This is a genomic window from Flavobacterium sp., from assembly GCF_004211145.1.
Lineage (GTDB): Bacteria > Bacteroidota > Bacteroidia > Flavobacteriales > Flavobacteriaceae > Flavobacterium.
In genome coordinates this window covers 17,902-42,834 of the sequence record NZ_SEBS01000029.1, presented here as the reverse complement: position 1 = coordinate 42,834, position 24,933 = coordinate 17,902, and the positions used below count along the sequence as shown (strand labels likewise).

Annotated in this window: 16 protein-coding genes; 6 read left to right on the top strand and 10 right to left on the bottom strand. The window is 49.5% G+C overall.

Features of this window, described 5'->3' with window-relative positions:
* Nucleotides 1-327 precede the first annotated feature (327 nt).
* Nucleotides 328-1,065: a 23S rRNA (guanosine(2251)-2'-O)-methyltransferase RlmB gene (rlmB, locus tag EOO50_RS13105; protein ID WP_290840724.1), complete on the top strand. Its 738-nt coding sequence runs from the start codon at nt 328-330 to the stop codon at nt 1,063-1,065.
* A gap of 348 nt (nt 1,066-1,413) precedes the next feature.
* Here the strand turns inward: rlmB and EOO50_RS13100 are convergent, their stop codons facing one another.
* Nucleotides 1,414-2,178 (bottom strand): rhomboid family intramembrane serine protease, encoded by a 765-nt coding sequence (locus tag EOO50_RS13100; protein WP_290840723.1) that lies wholly within the window; start codon nt 2,176-2,178, stop codon nt 1,414-1,416.
* Between the two features lie 216 nt (nt 2,179-2,394).
* On the opposite strand from EOO50_RS13100, the gene EOO50_RS13095 reads away from it, so the two are divergent.
* On the top strand, nt 2,395-3,672 hold the full coding sequence (locus EOO50_RS13095) for a replication-associated recombination protein A (RefSeq protein WP_290840722.1): 1,278 nt from the start codon (nt 2,395-2,397) through the stop codon (nt 3,670-3,672).
* Here EOO50_RS13095 and EOO50_RS13090 read toward each other — a convergent pair.
* The 5 genes from EOO50_RS13090 to radC are packed head-to-tail and all read right to left on the bottom strand — an operon-like array spanning nt 3,669 to nt 6,883.
* Nucleotides 3,669-4,415, bottom strand: a complete 747-nt coding sequence (locus tag EOO50_RS13090) for a hypothetical protein (protein ID WP_290840721.1) — start codon at nt 4,413-4,415, stop codon at nt 3,669-3,671. The two genes, EOO50_RS13095 and EOO50_RS13090, sit on opposite strands and share 4 nt — an antisense overlap.
* A gap of 1 nt (nt 4,416) precedes the next feature.
* The gene (locus EOO50_RS13085) at nt 4,417-5,106 is read right to left on the bottom strand and encodes a YjjG family noncanonical pyrimidine nucleotidase (RefSeq protein WP_363331755.1); all 690 of its coding nucleotides are present in this window, start codon (nt 5,104-5,106) and stop codon (nt 4,417-4,419) included.
* Nucleotides 5,107-5,164: 58 nt separating this feature from the next.
* Nucleotides 5,165-5,623 carry an RES family NAD+ phosphorylase gene (locus EOO50_RS13080; RefSeq protein WP_290840720.1) on the bottom strand — a complete coding sequence of 153 codons (459 nt, stop codon included), beginning with the start codon at nt 5,621-5,623 and terminating at the stop codon, nt 5,165-5,167.
* Entirely contained in the window at nt 5,623-6,129 is a 507-nt protein-coding gene (locus EOO50_RS13075) for an antitoxin Xre/MbcA/ParS toxin-binding domain-containing protein (protein WP_290840719.1), read from the bottom strand. Before EOO50_RS13075 ends, EOO50_RS13080 begins: the two co-directional genes overlap by 1 nt.
* A gap of 58 nt (nt 6,130-6,187) precedes the next feature.
* Entirely contained in the window at nt 6,188-6,883 is a 696-nt protein-coding gene (gene radC / locus EOO50_RS13070; protein WP_290840718.1) for a DNA repair protein RadC, read from the bottom strand.
* Nucleotides 6,884-6,961: 78 nt separating this feature from the next.
* On the opposite strand from radC, the gene EOO50_RS13065 reads away from it, so the two are divergent.
* Nucleotides 6,962-7,540: a DUF1287 domain-containing protein gene (locus tag EOO50_RS13065; RefSeq protein ID WP_290840717.1), complete on the top strand. Its 579-nt coding sequence runs from the start codon at nt 6,962-6,964 to the stop codon at nt 7,538-7,540.
* Nucleotides 7,541-7,703: 163 nt separating this feature from the next.
* On the opposite strand, the gene EOO50_RS13060 is transcribed toward EOO50_RS13065, so the two are convergent.
* The 4 genes from EOO50_RS13060 to EOO50_RS13045 form a co-directional block, all read right to left on the bottom strand.
* On the bottom strand, nt 7,704-8,066 hold the full coding sequence (locus EOO50_RS13060; RefSeq protein WP_290840716.1) for a phosphoribosylaminoimidazolesuccinocarboxamide synthase: 363 nt from the start codon (nt 8,064-8,066) through the stop codon (nt 7,704-7,706).
* A gap of 238 nt (nt 8,067-8,304) precedes the next feature.
* Nucleotides 8,305-9,009, bottom strand: a complete 705-nt coding sequence (locus EOO50_RS13055) for a hypothetical protein (protein ID WP_290840715.1) — start codon at nt 9,007-9,009, stop codon at nt 8,305-8,307.
* A 9-nt stretch (nt 9,010-9,018) separates the two neighbouring features.
* Complete coding sequence (locus EOO50_RS13050; protein WP_290840714.1) at nt 9,019-10,377, bottom strand: Mur ligase family protein; 1,359 nt, start codon at nt 10,375-10,377, stop codon at nt 9,019-9,021.
* Between the two features lie 62 nt (nt 10,378-10,439).
* Complete coding sequence (locus EOO50_RS13045) at nt 10,440-11,096, bottom strand: hypothetical protein (protein WP_290840713.1); 657 nt, start codon at nt 11,094-11,096, stop codon at nt 10,440-10,442.
* A 330-nt stretch (nt 11,097-11,426) separates the two neighbouring features.
* Between EOO50_RS13045 and EOO50_RS13040 the strand changes: the two genes are divergently transcribed.
* From EOO50_RS13040 to EOO50_RS13030, 3 genes are all read left to right on the top strand, one after another.
* Nucleotides 11,427-19,265, top strand: a complete 7,839-nt coding sequence (locus EOO50_RS13040; protein WP_290840712.1) for a PKD-like domain-containing protein — start codon at nt 11,427-11,429, stop codon at nt 19,263-19,265.
* Between the two features lie 165 nt (nt 19,266-19,430).
* Nucleotides 19,431-23,756, top strand: a complete 4,326-nt coding sequence (locus EOO50_RS13035; RefSeq protein WP_290840711.1) for a GEVED domain-containing protein — start codon at nt 19,431-19,433, stop codon at nt 23,754-23,756.
* A gap of 8 nt (nt 23,757-23,764) precedes the next feature.
* A complete protein-coding gene (locus tag EOO50_RS13030) occupies nt 23,765-24,901 on the top strand; it encodes a carboxypeptidase-like regulatory domain-containing protein (RefSeq protein WP_290840710.1) in 1,137 nt (378 codons plus the stop codon).
* The last annotated feature ends 32 nt before the right edge of the window (nt 24,902-24,933 follow it).

The following is a 24,933-nucleotide window of genomic DNA, read 5'->3' as shown; positions in this document are numbered from 1 at the left end:
CGTTTTCTGTTTTTTGTCAAACTGGTTTTTATCAAATTGGTTTTTAAAATGCAAAACTTCGCACTTTCGTGGTAAAACGAACACACCGTTTGTTAAAATCAGAAAAAACAACGCGTACCACAAAATAAAACTTAGTGACTTCGCGCGCTCATGGTTTTTCAATATTTATCCGTCGTGAGCTAATCCGGAACTAACCGTCCCAAATTGGCTTCGAAAACAATAGGCAAAAAATCTTCGTGTCTTCGCTGCTTTGTGCCTTTGTGTCAAAATCCATTGACCCTTAAAAACCTTCGCGCCTTGTGTCCAAAAACACTTACCTTTGCGCCCATGGAACAAGAATCACAAATTTTCGGCATCCGCGCCATCATCGAAGCCATCCGCAATAAAAAGGAAATCGACAAAGTCTTTATCCAAAAGGACGCGCAGGGCGATCTGATGCGCGAACTCATGTCGGCGCTTAAAAGGAATAACATCAATTTCTCATACGTTCCCGTCGAAAAACTCAATAGGTTGACGAGTCTGAACCACCAGGGTGCGGTCGCTACGATTGCCCCGATTTCGTTCTACGACATGGAAACGCTTATCAACGAAGTCACCGAATCAGGCAAAACGCCGTTGTTTTTGATCTTGGATCAACTCAGCGATGCGAGAAACTTCGGAGCGATTATCCGAACCGCCGAATGTACGGGCGTAAACGGCATCATCGTGCAAAAAGCGGGCTCGGCTCCCGTGAACGGCGACACCGTGAAAACGTCGGCCGGAGCGGTATTCAATGTTCCGATCTGCAAGGTCGAGCACATCAAGGACGCGATTTTTTACCTTCAAGGTTCAGGCATCAAGACCGTCGCTGCGACCGAGAAGACCGAATCGAGCATCTATGACATCAATTTCAACGAACCGGTTGCGATCATCATGGGTTCTGAAGACCGCGGCGTGAATCCGTCGGTGTTGAAAATCGTTGACGAAAAAGCGAAATTGCCTATGTTTGGGACGATTGGATCTTTGAACGTTTCGGTCGCTTGCGGTGCATTTTTGTATGAAGCCGTCCGTCAAAGAACGGTTTAGATTTTTAAACAATTAAGATAGTTAAGAGTAGTTAAGGCTATAAATTTCACCCATTTCCTTTCTTACCATTAAGAGCATTAAGTTCATTAAGAATTGGTAGTCTTAATGAACTTAATGCTCTTAATGTTTTAAAAAATCTTGTGGGATGAGTAAAAGTCTTAACTAGCCTCAACTATCTTAATTGTCCAAAAAACCTTTTCCTTATTTGTAGCAATTTCCGGCTGTCCGCTTTTAGCTTTTTAAAAAACGCCTGCTTTTGTAAGCCAAACCTGAAGCTTCCTCCGGTCGCTTCGGCTTGCCAACAAAACCAAGCCGTTTTTCTCAAAAGGCTAACCGCTTCCATCCGGGCTAGGAATTCGTCTCCGATTCCGGTTTTTTCTCTATAAAGTCATAAACGACCCTGACAGGGTGTTCGTTAACTGCCTGATCTTCTACAACTTCAGGCGGCGGCGGATTCACAAAGTTCCCATTCTCATCGAATCGTCTCATGAACGCGTCCTGACTCGGATCGAAATCAGGTTGCTGCCAATCATAACGTAGCATTTCGTGGTATTCGGGTGTCTTGTAAATGAATGCGAACAACAATCCCGCGAGGAAACCGCCAAGATGTCCTTCCCATGAAATGCGTTCCTCGATTCCCGGGAAAACGTACCAGACCATTCCGCCGTAACTCATGATCACAGCGAGCGAAAGCGCGACGAGTCGGTAATATTTCGTCAAAATTCCCTTGAAAAATATGAAGCTGAACAATACGTAGATCAAGCCGCTGGCGCCCAAATGATAATCCTGTCGGCCAAAAATCCACGTGAACGCGCCCGAAACCAATATTCCGAAGAAAATTACCTTCAGCGAAAGTTCACGATAGAAATAAATCAGCGCGGCCATCAAAATAACCAACGGAACCGAGTTGTTCGCAATGTGCTCCAGACTCCCGTGCAGAAACGCGCTCGTGAAAATTCCGGGCAATCCCTGAACCGTTCTCGGCAAAATCGCGAGATAATGCAGATCCAGATTGAAGTAGTTTTCCAAAAAGTACACGCCCCAAATGATGGACGCGAACAATAATGGAAAAAGGATTACCGATGGCGTGTATTTAAAGTAGTTGTCGTTCATATCAGTCGAAAGTCAAAAATCGAAAGTCGAAAGACTGACGAGTTGGTTATGTTGACGCGCAGCCTTCAAAAACGCGACCAATTGAAAAGTAGTGAAATTTTGTCAGTTAGTGCTGAAGTGCTCGGTGCTAAAGTCCTAAAGTCCGACCCCAAAACTTTAAACCTTAAACGCTAAACTATATAAAACTCTAAACTCCAAATCCTGTATTTTTGTAAAATGGAAGCACCGCTCGCAGAACGCATTCGCCCGACCACGCTCGAGGACTACATAAGCCAGTTACATCTCGTCGGGCCTGAAGGTTCGCTCACGCAACAAATCGCGCGCGGCGTCGTGCCTTCGCTCATTTTTTGGGGACCGCCCGGAACCGGAAAAACGACGTTGGCGCAGATCATCGCCCAACAATCGCAACGCCCTTTTTATATTTTGAGCGCGATAAACGCTGGCGTGAAAGACGTGCGCGAAGTCATCGACAAGGCCAAAGCGTCAGGCGGTTTGTTCACGGCGAAAAACCCGATCCTGTTCATCGATGAGATCCACCGCTTCAGTAAATCCCAACAGGATTCGCTGCTCGCGGCCGTCGAGAAAGGTTGGGTCACATTAATCGGAGCCACGACCGAGAACCCGAGCTTCGAAGTAATTCCCGCTTTACTGTCGCGTTGTCAGGTTTACGTGCTCAATCCGTTCTCACGCGAGGATCTCGAAGCGCTTTTGCAACGCGCGATCAAAACCGACGTCGTGCTCAAATCCAAGAAAATAAAGCTCAAGGAAACCGAAGCGCTTTTGCGTTTGTCAGGAGGCGACGGCCGGAAACTGCTCAACGTCTTCGAACTCGTCATCAATGCGACCGGAGGCGATTCGATCACGATCACGAATGATATGGTCCTGAAAATCGCGCAACAGAACACGGTTTTGTACGACAAGACGGGCGAACAGCATTACGATATCATCTCGGCATTCATCAAATCGATGCGCGGTTCTGATCCGAACGGCGCGGTCTATTGGCTCGCACGCATGATCGAAGGTGGCGAGGACGTGAAATTCATAGCGAGGAGAATGTTGATTTTGGCAAGCGAAGACATCGGCAACGCAAACCCGACGGCACTCGTGATCGCAAACAATACGTTTCAGGCCGTGACGACCATCGGATATCCCGAAAGCCGCATAATCCTAAGCCAATGTGCCGTCTATTTGGCGACTTCACCAAAAAGCAACGCAAGTTATGAGGCGATCGGAAAAGCGCAGCAACTGGTTCGGCAGCACGGGGATTTGCCGGTTCCGTTGCACCTGAGAAACGCGCCAACGAAACTTATGAAGGAATTGGGCTACGGGGACGAATACAAATACGCCCACAGTTACGACAACAATTTCGTAGACCAGGATTTCTTGCCCGACGCTTTGAAGGGCACGAAAATCTACGAACCCGGAAACAACTCACGTGAAAACTCCACGCGCGAATTCCTAAAGAATCGTTGGAAGAACCGTTACGATTATTAGAATTTGACCGACACGGTTTCAGTTACGAGTTTTCCGTCGACGTAGGATTCGAAAACCCATTTCCCGTCTTCTTTTTCAATCAATGTTCCGGCTTGCGTGCCTTTTTCGGCCATATAGACTTTGTCGGAAGATGTCTTTCTAAGCTTGAAAATTACTTTAGGCGTCGTATCAACCAATTGAAATCCATTCTCTACAGGCTGCGCAAACAGCGTGTTTTTGTCGACCACGACAGGTTTGCTTTCTTTGACTGGCGTGGAAACTCTCGTCGGAGGCGGTGGTGGCGCCAAAACCGCAAGCCCCGAGCCTCCGTTGTATTCGTAACCCAGCGTATTGAAATAGTTGAACGCTTCACGTAATGCCTGCTGGTAGGACGTCTTATAATCCTTGTCGCGGCTTTTTCCCGCCTCAGTCCTAAACAACTCTTTCTTTTTGTAATCGCGCAACACCACGATGACTTTGGTTTGGAACATGTTCGTTTCGGTGATCAGGTCGACAAAAACCTTCGCATATTCCTCAACATAATCATCGGGCGGTATTTCGTCCGTATCAAAATACGCCTTGAAACCGTATTTTTCCATATACATTTTCGTAAGTGTGTTGAGACGATATTGGTCTTCTTCTTTGAGGAACGAAAATTTCTTCGGCACGATTGCCACCTTGTAATTGTTGATTACCGAAGGATCATTTTGTGCGACTGCAAACGTGGTGACGAGCAGCAAAGCCACTGCGATAAACTTTTTCATATCAGAGATACTTTTTTAATTCTTGTAGTTTGGTTATTTTTTTTATGCCTTCGTGCGAGATGGCGTCGTCAATGCAAAAATGTATCGCGTCCAAACCGCAATTCAGCGCGCCGCGAACATCGGCATCGATGCAATCGCCAATCATGACGCTTTTTTCTTTTTGTGCTTTCGCCGACGCGAGTGCGTATTCGAAAATCTGCGGGTTCGGTTTCTTGACTCCGGCCATTTCTGAATTCGTGACCGTATCGAAATAATGTCCGATGCCCGAATTATCGAGCTTCAATTGTTGCACTTCGTGAAAACCGTTCGTAATGATATGCAATTTATATTTGCTTCTCAGGTAATCCAAAATTTCGATCGTACCGTCAAACAAATGGTTATTGAGCGGCAAATGCTTTATATATTCGACCGAAATATCGTGGACCAAATCATCTGAAATATCAACCCCAAGCTTCTCGAACGACTTTCGGACGCGACCGTAACGCAATTCCTCATGCGAAATTTTATCATGTCTATACAGTTCCCAATATTCGTGATTGATCGGAACGTAAATTTTCAGGAACGCATCAAGGTCGATGTCGATTGACATGTCGCGAAAAATCGTCGTGAATGCCAAAGCCGAATTTTTCTCGAAATCCCAAAGCGTGTGGTCGAGGTCAAAAAAAACATCTGAAACTGCGGCTGTCATCATAGCGTATTCGCGCAAAGATAACGACCTGCGCCAAAAAAATGTAAATCGTTAGATTTAATTAACTGAAAATGCGTTTGTCGAACGGAAAATCTTCCTCGTGCGTAATCTTTATGCGTCTGAAATCCTTGTGACGCGGGTTTATCAAGAAATTGAATTCGCCTTTCACCACCGCCGACGGCACTTTTATCACGCAAAATTCGCCATCGAACAACCATTTGTCGCCGAGTTTTTGCGTGCCCGACATCTCGGGAAACGAATTCCAGCCTTTTGGCAATTCGCTTGTCTTCACGGTTTTTATGGCAATCGAATCGGGAATATTCACGGATATCATGCAAAATTTCGACGGCAACATCGCCATCGTCAAATGCACGGCGACTTCGGCCATTGCAAGCGCGCGGTTTTGGGCCGTGTAAATCACCTCGGTCCCTTTCGAATTCCAACGCGCACCGATCATCGCCGCGCCTTTGCCCGAAAGTTCGATTGGATATTTCCGGTTTTGAAGCCTGAAAACTTCCATCAGATGAAGATACCCAGATCGATCTTATGCAATTCGCTCACGACCATTTCCTTTCCGTACGAATCCTTGAGAAGTTCGAGCGGCTTGAGATTTCCGAGTGCGAAATTGGGCGTGCTTAGCCACAGGTAGAACTGTTCTTCATTGTCGAAAACTTCTTTTCCGAGCGATGTGACTTCGGCCAGTTCAAGGATTTTCTCAGACGGTATCGATTCGAACACATAATCCTGTTTGGCTTTGTTGCGCAACATCGTACGTGGCGAAATCCCGAGGAATTCGGCCCAATCTTCCTGACGGAACGGCAATCTTTCGCTGATCATCTCATACAATTGGTACGGAATACCGCGCCTGATCGAATGTACGATGAGCAGTTTGTCTGACAGGAAACTCCTATAGGTGATGTCGTCGTCCTTCACGATCGAAAGGTTCGATTCCTGCCCTACTTTAAATACAAAAGAGCGCACGGCTTCGTCGAGCTGTATGTCTGAATTTGCGGCTACTTTTTTCATGATTCAAGATTTACGTCATTTGTCTGTAAAAATACGACATTTGTCCATAAAAAACAAATCATAAAATTCCTTCGTCCGAGAAACTGAAATAAGCGGTTTCCGTCACGATCAAGTGATCGAGCACTTTGATGTCGAGATTCTCTCCCGCGAGTTTTATCTTGCGCGTGATCTGCTTGTCGGCTTCGCTCGCTTTCAATGTTCCCGACGGATGGTTGTGGCACAAGATCATTCCCGTCGCGCTTTGCAGCAACGCGGTTTTGAAGGCGAGCCTCACGTCGACGACCGTCCCGGTAATTCCGCCGCGAGACAGCAACGATTTGTGCAGGATCTTGTTCGAATTATTAAGGTACAAAATCCAGAATTCCTCGTGAGGCAATTCACCGATCAGCGGTTGCATGACCTGAAAAACGTCGTGGCTTGATGAAATTTTCGACAATTCGCGCGCTTCCGATTCGCGTTTTCGCCTGCCAAGTTCCATCGCCGCTGAAATCGCGACCGCTTTCGCTTCGCCGATCCCTTTGAACGCGAGCAGTTGCGACAATGTCATGCGCGACAGTTCGTTCAGGTTGTTTCCGGCATTCGACAGGATTCGCTTGCTAAGGTCGACCGCGGTTTCGTTTCGGCTGCCCGACCCGATAAGGATCGCGATAAGTTCGGCGTCGCTTAATGCAGCGCGGCCTTTGAGGATTAATTTTTCGCGCGGTCGGTCGTCCTCGGACCATTGGCGCATCGGGAAAGAAGTAGTTTCACTCATGGCGTGTAAAAATTTAGATGGCGTTGAAATATTCGCGTTCGCATATTCGTTAGAAGCTGCAAACCAGATGACTAATTTATGAAAATCATATACGCGCTGTTCATCGTCTTGGGAATTTTAATCGTTCCCGACGAAAATTTTTACACAAAACTCTCGGACGCGGCAATTTCAGTCACGAAAGACAAAGTAACCTACGACCCGAAATACTTTACGATCAAATATCCCAACGGCGACGTTCCCAAAGACAAAGGCGTTTGCACCGACGTCGTGATCCGATCGTACCGCAAACTCGGAATCGACCTGCAAAAAGAAGTGCATGAGGACATGGCCCGTAATTTCTCGAAATATCCCACGAAATGGGGATTGAAAAAACCCGACATGAACATCGATCACCGACGCGTGCCTAATCTCGAGGTTTTCTTTACGCGAAAAGGAAAAAAATCAGCCGTGACGCGAAATGCTTCCGATTATAAGACAGGAGATCTGGTGACTTGGATGATCAGCGATAAACTGCCGCACATCGGAATCGTGACCAACAGGAAAACGACTGATGGAAAACGCAACCTCATCGTGCACAACGTCGGCGGCGGACAGGTTTTGGAAGATTGTTTGTTTAAGTATGAGATCGTGGGGCATTTTCGGTATGGGGGTGATTGATAATTGACAATGGATAATTGACAATTGATAATTGATAATGGACAGTTTTGCTTAACATTCTTTGAACAATTGAGATAGTTAAGGGAAGTTAAGCGGTTTTTCCGAGGGTTTTCGGATACGAGAAGTTCTGGGCTGACGGGTTCTGAAAACTGTTGCCCTAAAGTCAGTCGATAAGATTTTCATGCTTAAAAACACGAAGCGCATCATCGGTCGCGGCTTTCCCATTGCTCAATGAACCCGGCAAAAAAATCAGGCGTGTCTTGAGGTTTCCTTTTTGATTTTTGAAAATCACTTCGAAACACGCTCGCGTCGCTCCGGTCCTGGCTTGAATAAAATTCACTTTTTGGATTGACTTGCGCTCGATTACGGGTGTCGCAGAATTGTTACGGCTTTTTATCACACCATAAATGAGATACGCTCCAACTAAAGCATACATCAATGCCGTCGGGTATTTGCGTTGCTGGAAATCGCTTACGCTGAGATAAGCCAGAAAAATGCCCAACAAAACGTATACAATTAGAATCATTGCAATTTTATCAGGTGATCCGGATTTTGAAAAATCACCGAGCACGTCGCGTTTAGTGAGTATGATTTGCGTGTCAGTGATGTGGCAATATCCGGTTTTTGTTTTAAACGTTTTGTGGTTTCCCATTTTGGATGTGTTGTTTTAGATATGGATCGGAATCTCCAATTGATAATTGATAATTGATAATTGATAACTGACAATTGACAATTTTGAATAGGCGTGATCGAGTGCTTTTTCGCTACTTTTTACCGAACAGGCTTTTCCAGAAACCGTTGCGTTTCGGTTCTTCACCGATGAAATTGAAATTCGGTTCGGGCGTATTGAGACCTGACGAATCCTTGATCAGACTTCGTACTCCGCGATACGTTTCGCCAATCACTCCGGGCAATTTGGAGATTTCCGACATCGGATAAAAACGGTCGTAACCATCCATTCCGACGGGAAAATTCACGCGATCGACCCAAAATTTCTCAAGTAGTTCGGGAATGGGTTCCAAGCCAATCTTGTTCTCAAAACCTTCGCGTGCTTTGGCGATGATTTGGGTGTCGAGATTCGTGGTTGTCCGTCGGAAAAAATCGACGCCTTTCGCGGGAATGTGCAACAGGAAGATCTGCGTTTTTCCGTTCAATTCATACACGTCGAGCACTTTCAGATAACTGTCGATGTTGAGGCAACAATGCCCGTATTTGGTATTGTCGGGATTGACTTCGTAAAGTTTTGCGGCTTTGGACGACGCGATCAAAAAGCGCGTATTGAACTTCAAACCGCCGCCGCGACTGCTCACGTCGAGCATGTACCCGTTCCTGAGGATTTTCCCGACGGTGAATTGACTCCGAACTTTGTCGGTCAGATCGCAATCCTTATAATACAAAGTCGCGCCCGGATACGTCCAGTTGATGAGTTCTTCAGAGTTTTCGAAAAACGCCTTATCTGTTTCGTTCATGCCCAGAAATCAAATCAACGTCTTGATCTCATCGAAATTCAAACCGCCGTAATTCCCCGAACTCATGAGCAACAACGCGATTCCTTCAGTATCGAATTTCAAGTGGAACAGATATTCCTTGAACGCATCGGGATTCGTGTAAATTATCAGGTCCTCGCGATTGAATGCGGTTGCAATCTGCGCTGACGAAATTTCCTCGAGGCGCTTGATCTTCACGGCTTCAGGCGAATAGAAAACAACGGCAACGTCGGCGGCATCGAGCGCGCCTTCATATTCCTTGAGGAATTCGGGATTCAACGAACTATACGTATGGAGTTCCAGACACGCGACCAGTTTGCGATCGGGATATTGTTCCTTGACCGCTTTGGTAGTTGCCGCGACTTTACTCGGTGAATGCGCGAAGTCTTTGTAGGCGACGTTTTTTTCGTTCTCGGCGATTTTCTCGAGACGTTTCGACGCGCCTTTGAACGTTGCGATCGCTTCGTAAAAATCGGCTTCGTCGACGCCCATAGCCTGGCAGATCCATTTCGCTCCCGCGAGATTGTTCAGGTTGTGGCGCCCGAAAACTTCGATCGGCATCGGGCCTTCAGGCGTTTCGAGAAGCGTCCTTCCTTTTTCGACCGTGTACTCGGGAGTTGAGTAGGCGACTTTCCGGATCGGATTGGTTGCCGCTTCGGCTACGCGTTTCACTTCAGAATCGTCGGCGTTGTACACGAGCATGCCGCCGTTGGTGATTTTTTGGATGAAGATCTCGAATTGTTCGACGTAATTCTCATACGTCGGAAACACGTTTATATGATCCCATGCGATGCCTGAAATCAATGCGATGTTCGGATTATATAAATGGAATTTCGGACGCAGATCACTCGGGGACGACAAGTACTCGTCGCCTTCCAAAACGATGAAATCATTGTCCTCAGTCAAATGCACCATCGTGTCGAAACCTTCTAATTGCGCACCTACCATATAGTCGACGTTGATGTCGTGGTAATGCATCACGTGCAAAATCATCGAGGTGATCGTGGTTTTCCCGTGCGATCCACCAATGACGACGCGGGTCTTGTGTTTCGATTGTTCGTATAGGAATTCAGGGTATGAATAGATTTTGAGTCCGAGTTCTTCGGCTTTGAGCAATTCGGGATTATCGGATTTTGCGTGCATTCCGAGGATTACCGCTTCGATGTCGGCCGTGATCTTTTCAGGAAACCAACCCATTTCACTTGGCAACAAACCTTTCTTTTCCAATCGCGTGCGCGACGGTTCGAAAATCGCGTCGTCGCTTCCCGTGACCTGATATCCTTTTGAATGAAGCGCGAGAGCGAGATTGTGCATGGCTGAGCCGCCGATGGCGATGAAGTGGGTTTTCATTGTTGATTTGTTGATTTGTTGATTCGTTGATTTGAGTGCTTGCCTTCCGTTGGATGCTTGTGTTAGGAACTTGCGTTTTTGAGTTTGATACGTATCGACGCGAGTTTTCGTTTCGTGGTTTCCGACTGGCCGATCTCGTGTGCCTTCACATAATTCTTCTCGGCCTTTTCGTACCGTTCGAAATATTCGTCGATTCGGGCTTTCGCAAGGTAATGATCTACGGGCGAAAGTTTGGCGAGTTCGTTGGCGTATTGCGCGGCTTTCGATTCGCTGCCGCCGAAAATTCCCGGAAGTTGCAGATAGAATTCAATGAGCGCCCAACGTGCATTTATATGTTTCGGATCGAGCCTGATCGCTTTTTCAAACGAAGCCTCGATGTTAGAAATCATCGTGAGTGCGCGCAATTTGTTGGTCTGGGCAGCGTCCATCGCCATCGCGCCGCCGAATTTGTAATGCGCTTCAGGATCATTAGGGTTTAGCGCAACGAGTTTGTTGTAGTAATGCGAGGCGGTTTGCCATTTTTTTCCGATCGCACTCAAATCACCAAGATGTTCGACGACGTTCGCATTTGACGGTTGTCGGGAATAGATTTCAAGATAAATCGCCTTTGCCTCGGAGTATTTCTTCTGTTCGAAAAACTGTTCCGCTTTTTTTTCGTCAGACTGTGAAAAGGCCAACGATGTAAAAATCAGCAATAAGAGAATCAAGCGTTTCGACATGTCGCGGAGATTAGTTCCAAAAATAGAAAAATCCCTAAAAATGGGGATTTATATTACGAATTTTGTTTCGTTATTTTACATCCGACAAAATCAGGAAAGCCACTTCATCCTGAATTCCAAAAACGAAAGCTTTTAAAAATGTGCTAAAATCTTCGATGAACTACATCGATTGATATTTTGGCATCGCCTGTAAACGTGCAGTTTACGACGACAAAACGCAAACGAATCCTGAAAATTCGCATTTTGTCGATTATTGGTGCTCGTCATCCATAAAAAGAACATAAATACACACCGCTAGGTAAATTTGTAGCTTGATTAAATTGCAATGACATGAAATACAATTACTTGATTTCAAATAAATTAGGAAAAATAAATTTCTTAAACGGACTGAAAACCATTTCGTTTTTGATTCTCGGTTTATTTTTTTCCTCACCGATATTTTCGCAGGCTACAGTGAGCACATTACCTCCTGGTTCCGGGAATTGGCAAGTGCCAGTTGGCGTCACTCAAATAAGTGTACAGGTTTGGGGCGGCGGAGGTTCCGGAGGCGCATCAAACACTAACAATGACGCTGGTTCCGGAGGTGGTGCTGGTGGTTACGCAACGCGAAACAATGTAGCGGTTACGCCGCTTCAGTTTCTAGCCTTCACGACTGGTATTGGCGGTGTGGCGACCCAAGTGGCTACATCGGCGTCAGGTACCGCGTCACAAATTACCCTACCATTTCCCGCTACTACCATGATTGGATTTGGCGGCGCAGGTGGGACACGTAATGGTGGCGCGGGTGGAATAGGTGGAAGTGCGTCGGGTGGAACGACAAATACTGCGGGTGGAAACGGAACTGCGGGCGGAGGTGGAACTGGAGGAAACGGAGGAACTGCATCCAGTGGTGGTGGCGGCGGTCCAGGACAGGCTAATGTAAACGGCCTTCCGGGCGGAGCTCCCGGCGGCGGCGGCGGCGGAGGCGAAGCTTATTCTTTCTTTGGAACTACTTCGCGGATCGGCGGTGATGGCGGAACCGGCCGAATAACAATAACGTATATAAAACCAACAATCTCATTAGTCAACCCTACAAGCGGTTGCATTGGAAACAACATAATCCTAACCGGAACAAATTTCACAGGAGCAACCGTTACGTTCAATGGAATTCCTGCCACGGTCGTTTCAGCCACAGCGACATCGATGACCGTGACCATTCCCGCAGGCGCGACATCGGGACCGATACGCGTCACATTGGGCGGAAATTACGCCGAAGCCAACTTTACGATAGACACGCCTGTTCTTGGCGGACCTTCGTCGGTTTGCGTCGGATCGACTATAACTGCAACATCCAGTACATCGGGAACCTGGAGCAGCGATACTCCGGGATTCGCCTTGGTGTCGCCTAGCGGCGTAATCACTGGATTGTTCGGTGGATTCGCCACAATCAGGTTCACGAGCACGACGGGATGTACGGCAACGAAATCAGTTATCGTAAGTCCTGTTACCAGCCTAACGGCATTCATAGGATCACAACAGGTCTGTTCCGGCGGCACCACCGGTTTCACCGTGAGCGCAGTGGGCTCCCTTTTAAACTATCAATGGTTCAACGGCGCGGGCGCTTTGAGTAATGGTGGGAATATTTCAGGCGCTAACACGTCATTCCTGACCATAAGTAATGTAACCACGAATGATATTTATTATTGTGTCGTTACGGGACTCTGCGGAAACGCCACTACGAACACAGCATCAGTCACGGTAACACCACGTGCAACTATAACAGCCCACCCGATTACGCCGCAAATTGTTTGCGAAGGTGGCACGGCAATCTTCAGCATAACGACCACGGGCGCCGTAATGGGGTATCGATGGTATAAGGGTTCCACGCCCTTGGTAAATTCGGCAAACGTTTCAGGAGCGTTTACGAATTCGCTCACGTTGAGCAATATCACGTTGGCCGATGCCTCAGCGAATTACTATTGCGAGGTCGACGGCACGGGCCCTTGCCCTACCGTAAATTCGAACATGGCTACGCTTGTCGTAAATGCGTTGCCATCGATCACATCGGGACCTGTCGCCACTCAAACAGTTTGCGCGGGAACGGCGGTTTCGTTCGGCGTCGTAGTTTCAGGCGTGAACTTGAATTACCAATGGTATAACGGAGCGACGCTTTTAGTTGATGGCGGTGCGATTTCAGGCGCGACATCGGCGACCTTAAATCTTTCGACGACGACTTTGGCCGACAGTTCGACGAATTATCACGTGCTGGTCACAAATGAATGTGGCGCGCCGGTATCGTCTGCATCGGCTGAACTGATCGTAAACGAACGTCCTTTTATCCCGACGCAATCGGCGACGATCTGCAGCGGCGACTCGTTCAGCGTCTTACCTGTAAACGGTGTTCCGACGGCGGCCACGATCATTCCCGCGAACACGACATATTCATGGAATGCTCCCACAATGCCTGCAGGTTTGACGGGCGGAAGTGCGGCAAGCGCGCAAACGATCATTTCACAGACACTCACGAATAACACGAACACTGCGCTGACGGCGACATATCTCGTAACGCCGACTTCGGGCACTACGGGAAGTTGCTCGGGCACTCCGTTTACCGTAAACGTCCTCGTAAATCCACGACCTTTTATACAGAACTCGTTGCAAACGGCTTGTACGGGCACGACATTTTTTTATAATCCGACGAACGGAGGCGGAAACATCGTTCCTGCGGGAACCACATACTCTTGGCCAACGCCTGTGATTTCACCGATCGGAAGCGTGAGTGGCGCGACGACGGGCACGAATTTGTCGTCGGTCACACAAACGTTGCTCAACACGACGGGCGTCGACGGAACTGCGACCTACACGGTTACGGCGACCGACGGGACTTGCGTCGGCACGACATTCACGGTAATTTTCACCGTGCGTGCAACTCCTGACGCAGCCGCTTTGCCAATCGCACAAACTATTTGCAGCGGAACGGCGATCGGCCCGATTACTTTGAGCAATCCGAATTCGGTTTTCGGCCCGATCCAATATCATTGGACACGCGACAAACTGACCGAAGTCACGGGATTGCCTAATGAAGGGTTCGGCGACACGATAACCGGAACGCTCGTCAATACGACATTGGTTCCGCAGACCGTTACGTTCACGATTACAACCGAATCGGAATACGGTTGCGTTTCATTGCCGACGACTGCAACGGTAACGATCAATCCACAGGGTTCGGCGACAGCTTTGCCGGCCACGCAGACCGTTTGTTCGGGAGCTGCGATAGTTCCGATCGTCATTACGACACAACCCACGGGAACGACTTTTACCTGGGTTCGCACGCCAAATGCCAACCTTACGGGATTGGACAACGGATCGGGCGACATTACGGGCTCGATGACAAACACTTCAACGACCGCGCAAACGGCTACGTTTACGATTACGCCTTTATCGGCCGGATGTCCGGGAACGCCTGTCACGGTTTCAGTTCTTGTGAATCCTCGACCGACCGTTACCGTGACGGTTGCCCAAGCATCGGTTTGCTCGAACATCGCGATTACGCCGCTTACGATAAGCAGCAACATCGGAACGGCGGTCTTGAGTTGGACGCGCGATAATTCGGCGAATATCAGCGGCCCTTTATCGGGAAGCGGCGCCACGATTTCAGGCACTTGGATCAACTTGACCAATTCGCCTCAAACTTTGATTTTCACGGTTACGGCCACGCTGAACGGATGTAGTTCGACGGCCACGACTCAAACGATCATATTGCCTGCGACTGGAATTACGGCAACTCCCGTAAGCCAAAATATTTGCCATGGCGGAAATTTAGCGACGATCACGGCCGTTCCATCGACAGTAGTCGCGGGAACCGAATATCGTTGGTCGCGCACGAATACGACGAACATCATCAACATCGCCGCGGGAAGTCCCGGCTGGAGCACGACGATTCCCGTCATCAACGCGACGAACGTGCAAAATACGACAGCTACGACCCAGATTACGACAATTACGATCGAGACGCGCACGCCTGCGGGATGCCAAAATTCGTTCGATGTAACTGTTACCGTTTACGCACCGTTGACACAGCCTGTAATCGGCGCTTCCCAAACGGTTTGCGGTGGTTCTCAACCTGCTGCGTTCACGATGACGACTTTACCTACGGGTGGAACCGGAACTTATACTTACCAATGGCAGACCAGCGATTCCGCGACCGGACCCTGGGCGAACATAGCCGGAGCAACGGGAGCAAGCTATCAGGCGCCGACACAGGCATTTGGTGCGGACAACTCGTTTTACCAATTGATCGTGACGAGTGGAAGTTGCGGTTCGGTGCTTTCAACATCATCCGTTTCAGTGGAAGTCGTAAACAATTTCAACTTTACGTTCGACATAGTCGATGATATCGCAACCACGAACAACATAGTTTGCAGCGGAACGGTTTTCAATCCTGAGATAGCGACGGTTCACTTCTGGACGTCGTACGTGCGGTTCCAATGGGCCGCCGATCCCGCTTACATTTCCCCTGCAACGGGCGGACCTTTAGGCAACACGACTTTCGCGATCTATTCGGCGTTCAACTTCCCGAATTTGACGGCTACGAACAACACGAACGCTTCGGTCACGACGTCGATCGCGGTCACGCCTCGAGTGTACCGTTCGAGCAACAACGCGTTTCTGTGCGCGATCACACCTGAAATCATAACACTTACGATTCGCCCACGACCAGTCGCTATAATCGCAAGTCCTGCAAACAACACGACTATCTGTTCCGGAACGAGCGCCAACGTGACCGTAAATGGAAACATTACTGACGACACCATGTATTACACCGTGACGCGCAGTGCGAACGCAGCCTTGACGAGTTCGTTGACATTCCCGTACACGTCGGCGGCTACCGCGGCGGGCGCACCTTTCATATTGAACGATATACTTACCAATACAAGCACGGCGGCAACTTTCCAAAGTGTTACCTATACGATCACGCCTCGCGGAACTTCAGGTGCTTGCGCGGGAGCTCCGGTTACCATAACGATTCGAGTTGCAAGACAGGTCGTTCCGGGATCGATCGGAACCGACCACAGCGTTTGCGTCGGGGGCGATCCAAACAATTTGACACAAACCGCAGCAGCCGCAGGCGGTACGCTTACCTACGCTTGGCACAGCAGCACGACGAGTGCAACCGGACCTTGGACGCCAATTTCAGGTGCTACGAACACGACTTACGACCCGCCTGCCGGATTGACGCAGACGACTTGGTTTATTCGCGAAACGATCTCTACCGTTAACGGAACGGCCTGTAACGCATTTTCAAATGCCGTGATGGTCTCTGTAAACCAGATCAATCCGGGAACCGTAAGCGGCAACCAAACGATTTGCAGCGGTTCGACTCCTTCGGCTTTCACGATCGGAACGGCAGCGACGGGAACTGGCACGATCACATATTTATGGCAATTCAACACGATCGGATGCGGAAGCGCGACCTGGACGAATGCGCCGGGCGTGAACAACCTCGCGACGTACGCACCGGGAGTATTGACCCAAACAACGTACTTCAGACGCGTCACGACTCCGAACGGAGCGTCGGCCTGTGCTGACACCGGCATTTGCATCACCGTCACCGTCAATCAAGTCAATCCCGGAACCGTCGGCATCGACCAAGTGCTTTGCGGCAACAATCCGAGCGTCTTTACTGAGGCGACCGCGGCAACCGGAGACGGCGTTTTGACCTATCAATGGCAACGCAATACGGTAAGTTGCGATCCATCATCGCCTTGGGCAAACATTGGCGGTGCGACTTCAAGTTTTTACGATCCACCGATCATCGCGAACACGACCTATTACCGTCGCGTGGTGACCTCAACGCTGAACGGCGTTTCCTGTTCGGCTTATTCGAATTGCGTCACGGCGACTCTCAACGCGGTCTCAGCCGGGCAGATCGGTCCTAACCGAACGGTTTGTATGGGCGGCGACCCAACTGCTATCGGGTTTACGACGGCGGCAACCGGAACCGGATTAACGTATCAGTGGCAAAGCAGCACTGCAGCGGCCGGGCCTTATGCCAATATTTTGGGTGCGACGACCGATTCGTACGATCCGCCTGCGGGAGCGATACAAACATTGTATTACCAATGCGTGGTTACGGGTACGGTCAACAGTTCTCCGTGTACGGTTACGACAACGCCTGCGACAGTTTTCGTGAACCAAATTTTTGCCGCGACAATCGCCGGCAACCAAAATCTTTGTGCGGGCGAAGATCCGTCGGCTCTTACGATGACAATCGCAGCTACGGGATCGGGATCGATCAGCTATCAATGGCAAAGCGCCCCATCGGCCACTGGTCCGTGGACGAACATCGCGACCGGAACGAGTTACGATCCGCCTGTATTGGGGCAGACCACGTACTTCCAGTTGGTTGCAACGTCTTTGTTCAACGGCGAAAATTGTTCGAATTCGAGTAACATCGTCATCGTCAACCAAAATGGTAAATCGTGGAACGGATCGGCAAGTACCGATTGGAACAACGCGTCGAACTGGACTCCGGCAGGTGTTCCGACTTCAGCACATTGCGTCGTGATTCCCGATGTGACGAACGACCCGATAATCTCAGGAACGAATTTCGTTGCGCACGCGTTGAACTTAACCGTACTTAACGGCGGAAATCTCCACGTGAATCCTAACAATTCTATCGAAGTCACGAATTTCGTAAACGTCAACACAGGCGGAATTTTCTTTATCGCCAACGACGCGAGCCTTGTGCAGATCGATAACGTGCCAAACACGGGAATTGTGACGATACAACGCATTACGCCTCCGGTATATCGTTACGATTATACGTATTGGAACTCTCCGGTTACGCTTGCAAGCAATTACACGTTGGGCAATTTGTCGGCGCTTACGCAACCCGATAAATTCTATAGTTGGAATCCATCAATATCAGGCGGGAACGGAAACTGGAATCAGGAAAGCGTCGCGACGATCATGAACCCTGCAAAAGGTTATATCGTCCGAGCCCCGAATACACATTCAACAAGCCCGGCGATAACGGCTCCATACACCGCGACATTCACAGGAACTCCGAATAACGGTGATTTCCAGTCGCCGATTTCAAAAGGAAGCCTCGCTCCTGCCGTGGTTTTTGATAAATTGAACCTCATCGGGAATCCGTATCCGTCAGCGATCGATGCCGACTTGTTCCTGAATCACCCTGCCAACGCGGCGATTCTCGATGGAACGATGTATTTCTGGACGCACCATTCGCCTCCGAGCGCCGCGTATCCGAATCCTTTCTACGGCAATTTCCAAAGTAATTATACGGCCAGCGATTATGCGACCTACACGAGCGCAATGGGTGGAACGGCTACAGTTCCTTCAGGTTACGGAGGCGCTCCTCCAAGCGGTTACGTGGCTTCGGGTCAGAGCTTCTTCATAAAGGCTACTGCCGCAGGAAACGCCGTATTCAATAACGGCATGCGCGTTACGGGACTGAATAATGTATTTTTCAGACAGGCGAATCCGTTTACAAATGCGACGCCTGCCCTCGAAAGACACAGGGTTTGGTTGAACCTTGCGAATGACCAGGGTGCCTTCAGCCAAATTCTCGTGGGTTACGCCGAGGGTGCTACGAATGGCAAGGACCGACTTTACGACGGTGACACGTTTGCCTCGAATGCCGTGACATTTTATTCTCTTATCGACGAGACTCGATTGACGGTTCAAGGACGCGCACTTCCTTTTGAAGTTGCTGACATGGTTCCGTTGGGATACAAGGCTACGATTGCCGCTTCGTTCACGATCGGAATCGATCATCTTGACGGATTGTTCGAAGGCCAGAATATATATCTCGAAGACAAAGTGCTCAACGTGATCCATGATTTGAAGGTTGCACCTTATGTATTCAACTCGGCGATCGGTACCTTCAACGACAGATTCCTGTTGCGCTACACGACCCAGCAATTGGGCGTCGGCGATCACGATCTAAGTACGCTGACCGCGTTTATAAGCGAAGGCAAATTGTTCGCGCAATCGCCTGAGACGATCGAAAGCATTGAAATATTCGACATCAGCGGAAAACGCATCGTGACATTCTCGCCGGATTCCAATTTGTTCGAGGAACCTTTCCCGTATTCCCAAGGCATATACATCGCCAAGGTGAAACTCGCCAACGGAAGCACCGCCGACGTGAAACTCGCGAATTAACCGATAACATTTATAAGCAAAAGCCCCTGTAATCCACAGGGGCTTTTTTATTTCAGTACATCCCGTGACGTTGTTTATCTAAAATGAGAATTTTATGACGTATAGCGAATAGTCGTATGATAATTTCACTATTTTTGGAAGTACACCACCATACCACCAACATTTATGAAAAAGAATTACATTTTTACCAATCGGGTTCTCTGTGCGGTATTGGTTCTGCTTTTCAGCTCTACTTCTATCGCACAAATCGACAACTGCGGCACCGGCGCTCCGCTGATAAACGTAAACACCTCCTGCGTAAACACCTCATACACAATTCCCGCTACATTTACGAATGATGGCCCTGCGCCTTGCAACGGAACTTCGTATAGAGACGGCTGGTTCCGGTTTACGACTGATGCCACGACGACTTCAATTTCCATACAGGGAACAAGCGACAGGCAACTCGGACTTGCCATTTACACGGCTTGCGGCGCACTATATTCGGCCTGTACGGTTCCCGGAACGACAGCCGCAACTTTAAACACTACCGTAACGCCAAGCACGACATATTACCTAAGGGTTATGCGCACGAACAACGCGAACAACAATTCTATGGTCGGAAACATCTGTATTACGAAAGTTATTTCATCGAACGCAAACGACGAATGCTCGACGGCCATAACACTTCCCGTTAATACGAGTTGTACATACGCGACGTATACGAACGTCGGCGCGACCGCGAGTTCAGGAATTCCCGCTCCGGGTTGCGCGAATTACGTTGACGACGATGTCTGGTTTGTCGTAACGGTTCCTGCAAACGGCGTCCTGATCGTCGATATGCAATCCGGCGGAATAACCGATTCAGGCATGGCGCTTTACTCAGGAACATGTGGAGCTCTCAGCCTGCTTGAATGCGACGACGATGACAGCTTGAACGGCCTCATGTCATCGATCACGAGAACGGGACTTACTCCCGGATCGCAAGTTTACATCAGGGTTTGGGAATACGGCGGCGACGCCAACGGCACGTTTGGGATCTGTGTTTCGACATACACCGGATATTGCCCTGCGACGAGTACGACGACCGGCTACAGCATCGTTAACTTTTCCACTTCGGCCGGAATATCGAACATCAGTAACCTCAACTCAGGTTTTTCAGCGGGCGGATATGGAAATTTCACGTCTATGTCAGCGAGCCAATCGGCAGGCGCGTCCGTTAATTTCAATTCGAGTTTTAACGGCACGAACACTTTCGGATTCAACATTTGGATCGATTGGAACAACGACAACGATTTTGACGACGCCGGAGAAAAAGTCTACGCTTCAGGCGCGTACGTAAACCCAGCCGCGGGAAGTTTCACCGTGCCTTTGGGTACGCCGACGGGAAATTACCGCATGCGCATCAGGGCGAATTACCTCTCGACCGATCCGTCGGCATGCGGCTCGATCGATTATGGAGAAACAGAAGATTACGCATTTACGGTCGCGACACCGCCACCATGCTCAGGTTTCCCATCGAATATCGTGGCGAACGTGACATCGAATTCGACGGCGAGCATCAGCTGGACCGCGGCAAGCCCTGCGCCGGCTAACGGTTACCAGCTTTGGTATTCCACGTCGGCGACAAGCCCTACCGGCACAACGACTCCGAATGCGTCAACTGCGGGAACGATCACCACGGCCAACCTCACGGGGCTGGCCGCGGGAGCGACGTATTACGTTTGGGTACGCGCGAACTGCGGCGGCGCTCTCGGCCAGGGATTTTGGGTCGGGCCGATCACGTTTTTCATCCCGACTTGCGGTATCGGAAACAGCCAGGGAACTACGACTTTAGGCTGTCCGTCGGTGTTGTCGGGCGGGCTGGGATTGAATGGAGCCGATCCTGCGCCGATCAATTGCACAGGCGCGAGTTGCGTCAATCTAGAGGCGACATACCTGCAACTCGGGCAAACCACAAGTTATACGGTCGAGTCGATTCCGTATGCGCCGCCTTACCAATTCAGCTGCTTGAAAAATCCCGTAAGCGTGAACGACGACGACGTTTGGTCGCCCGTGGTGAACCTTCCGTTTAATTTTTGCTTCTTCGGGAACACTTACAACCAATGTCTGATCAGTTCGAACGGCGTCGTGACTTTCGACCTTACGAACAACACGGCCGGAGGTTATTCGACGTGGAGTTTCGCGAACGATCTGCCGAGCACTTCGTTGTTCAGGAATTCGATTTTCGGGGTTTACCACGACATCGACCCGACATTGAGCGGTGAAGTCGGCTGGGAACTGATCACACTAAATACAGGATGTCGCGCGTTGGTCGCTTCATGGAACAACATCCCGATGTACTCGACGGCTTGCAGTTCGCAGCGTTACACCGGCATGATCGTGTTTTACGAGAATACGAACATCATCGACGTATACATCCAAAATAAAACGGTTTGCGCATCCTGGAACACTGGAAACGCGGTGGTCGGCATCCAAAATGCAGCGGGAACACAGGCTTTCGTTCCGCCCAACAGGAATAGTTTGAGTCCCGATTGGACGGTTACGAACGAGGCTTGGCGTTTCGTTCCGTCGGGCGCATCGATCACGTCGATCAAATGGTTTCAAGGTTCGGGAACTTCAGGACCTGTCGTTGGGACTACCGACGTCATAAATGTTTGTCCGACGATAAACACAACGTACACAGCTGAAGTCACGTACACGCTCTGCAACGGCATCACGCTCGTCGAGACTGAAGAAACCAACGTAACGGTAAACGCGGGAAAACTCTGGAACGGATCGGCCGGCAACAACAACTGGAACACGGCGACGAACTGGACGCCAAATGGAGTTCCGACGGCCGCGACCTGTGTTACGATTCCGACAGGATCGCCGACTTGTATCATCTCCGGAAGCGCATTCAATGCTTACGCGTATAGTTTGACGGTCCAGAACGGCGGGACGCTCCGGCTGAATTCGGGCAACAATCTAACCGTGACCGATTTCGTCCACGTGAACACGGGCGGAACGTTCAACATCTATGACTCGGCGAATTTGCTACAGATCAACAACGTGAACAACACGGGAATCGTGAACATGGAACGCATCACCAAACCGATGTACCGCTACGATTACACCTATTGGAACTCGCCGATGACGTTGGCGTCGAACTACACCCTGGGCAATTTATCGCCGAACACGCAGCCCGACAAATACTACAGCTGGATGCCGTTCGTTGGCGCAGGAACCGGAAATTGGGCGCAGGAAAGCGTCGCGACGATCATGGATCCGAGAAAAGGCTACATAATCCGCGCGCCTCAAACTTATTCGATAAGCCCGAGCACGAAGGTTCCGTATACGGGAAATTTCATCGGAACACCGAATAATGGAAATTTTACGGCTCCCGTCTCTCGTGGCACTTTGGGCGCCGGAATTTGGGACGACAAGTGGAATTTGCTTGGAAACCCGTATCCGTCGGCGTTGAGCGCAGCTTCGTTCCTGAACGCGGCCGCGAACACGCCTGTTCTCGATGGCACGATTTATTTCTGGACGCATAATACGGCTCCGAACGCGACGTTCCCCGACCCGTTTTACTATGATTTCCAAATCAATTACAGCGCGGCCGATTACGCGACCTGGAACAAACTCGGTGGCGTCGGCACGATGGCGTCGTCTGGCGGACCTGCGCCGAACGGATATATCGCCGCGGGACAATCGTTCTTCACGAGAAGTTTGGTGCAATCGGGCAACGCGACGTTTACCAATGCGATGCGATCGTCGGTAAACAACAGCCAATTCTTCAGGAATGTGAACAGTGATTTTGGGAAAACCGAACAGGAACCGGATCCCGAGGAATCAGAGGACTTCGAAAAACACCGCATCTGGCTCAACATGACCAACGATGCGGGCGCGTTCAGCCAGATTTTGGTCGGTTATGCCCAAGGTGCGACGCTCGATTGGGACCGCGGCCTCGACGGTTTGCGTTTCGGAAGCACATCGACGGCCTTGTACTCGATGCTCGGCGAAGATTATCTCGTGACTCAGGGACGACCGATCCCGTTTGACGTGAACGATCAGGTTCCGCTTGGCATATACGCGACGTCGGGCATAAATTATTCGATCCGGATCGACCATTTCGACGGGCTTTTCGATTCGCAAAACATCTACATCGAAGACAAGGAACTCGATATCATCCACGATCTAAAACAGAATCCTTACGATTTTACGACCCTGACCGGACGTTTTAATGAACGTTTTATCTTGAGATACACAACCGACGCTTTGAATGTTTCGGAAGCTTCGACGAACGGTTTTACGGCTTTCGTATTTGACAACATATTACAGATCCGCGCTTCGCAACCGATTGCCGAGGTTACGGTTTACGACGTGACAGGAAAGCGCCTGCAGACATTCACGCCGAGCGGCGACGGACTCGATTGCCAATGGAATTTCAATTATGCTCAAGGCGTTTACATGGCGAAAGTCAAGTTTGAAAACGGTCTTGTGGAAAGTCGGAAACTCATGAATAGATAAACGCCCGCTTGGTCAGACTGTTGTTTTTGCTGCTTGTCCCGATGCTTTGCCATGCGCAACAATACGTGCACGGCAAGATCATCGATGCCCGGACTAAAACTCCGCTGGACGGTGCGAACATCTTTATTTCGCAAACCACTTTCGCGGCGATTACCGATGCCGAAGGCCGATTTACGATTGAAGTTCCCGACAACAATTACAAACTGCTCGTGAGCTACGTCGGGTATGAGCAAATCGTTTTGGGGCCTGAGACTTTTACCGACAGATTGGCTCGCTACACGATCGAATTGCACGAGAACGAACAACGACTTCGCGAACTGGTCATCATGTCGAAAAAGGAGCGCGAAAAATATCTCGCACTTTTCCTCGAGCATCTCATCGGAACAAGCCGAAATGCGCAAAAAACCAAATTATTGAATCCCGATGACATTCTTTTTAAGTTCGATAAGGAAACGCAAATCCTCAACGCCTGGGCCGACGTTCCGCTCAAAATCGAAATTCCCGAACTCAATTACAAACTCAAATTCATCCTCGCCGACTTCAATCTCGACTTGCCAAAACGAGTGAGTTATTACACGGGTTACGCATCGTATGCCGAACTGGACGCGGCAAAGGCGAATTCGAAAAAGACGGTCGCGAACCGTTCGCGTGCTTTTTACGGTTCGTCCATGCATTTTATTCGGACGCTTTATTCCCGACAGCTTGCATCGAGCGGGTTTACGGTTCGGCCGTTCACGAAAAAAATCAATCCCGCGTGGCCCGGCGATTCGTTGGTTTCAGCTATGTATCGCGAGGCGCAGACGACTAACGACTATACCAAAATGCGCAAACTACCAAAGCGGGAAATCGTCACGCTGGGTGAACGCGCCTGGTACGAGCAGGATTTCATATCGTCCATCGAGAACCGTTTACTTTTGTCGATTCCCGATTTCATAGAGGTTTCGTTTTCGAACGAAATTCCCGAGCACAATTATCCGTCGCAAAATCCACTCTCGCGCCAACAGTTTTCACAAATAAGACTGAACGGCACGTCAGTGGAAATCTTTGCCGACGGTTCTCTTTCAAATCCCGACGCATTGGTTTTTTACGGTTACATGGGTTGGGAAAAATTAGCCGACACGCTGCCGTTCGATTACAATCCGTAAATTCCAACCTAATCGGCGATAAGCGCATCAAT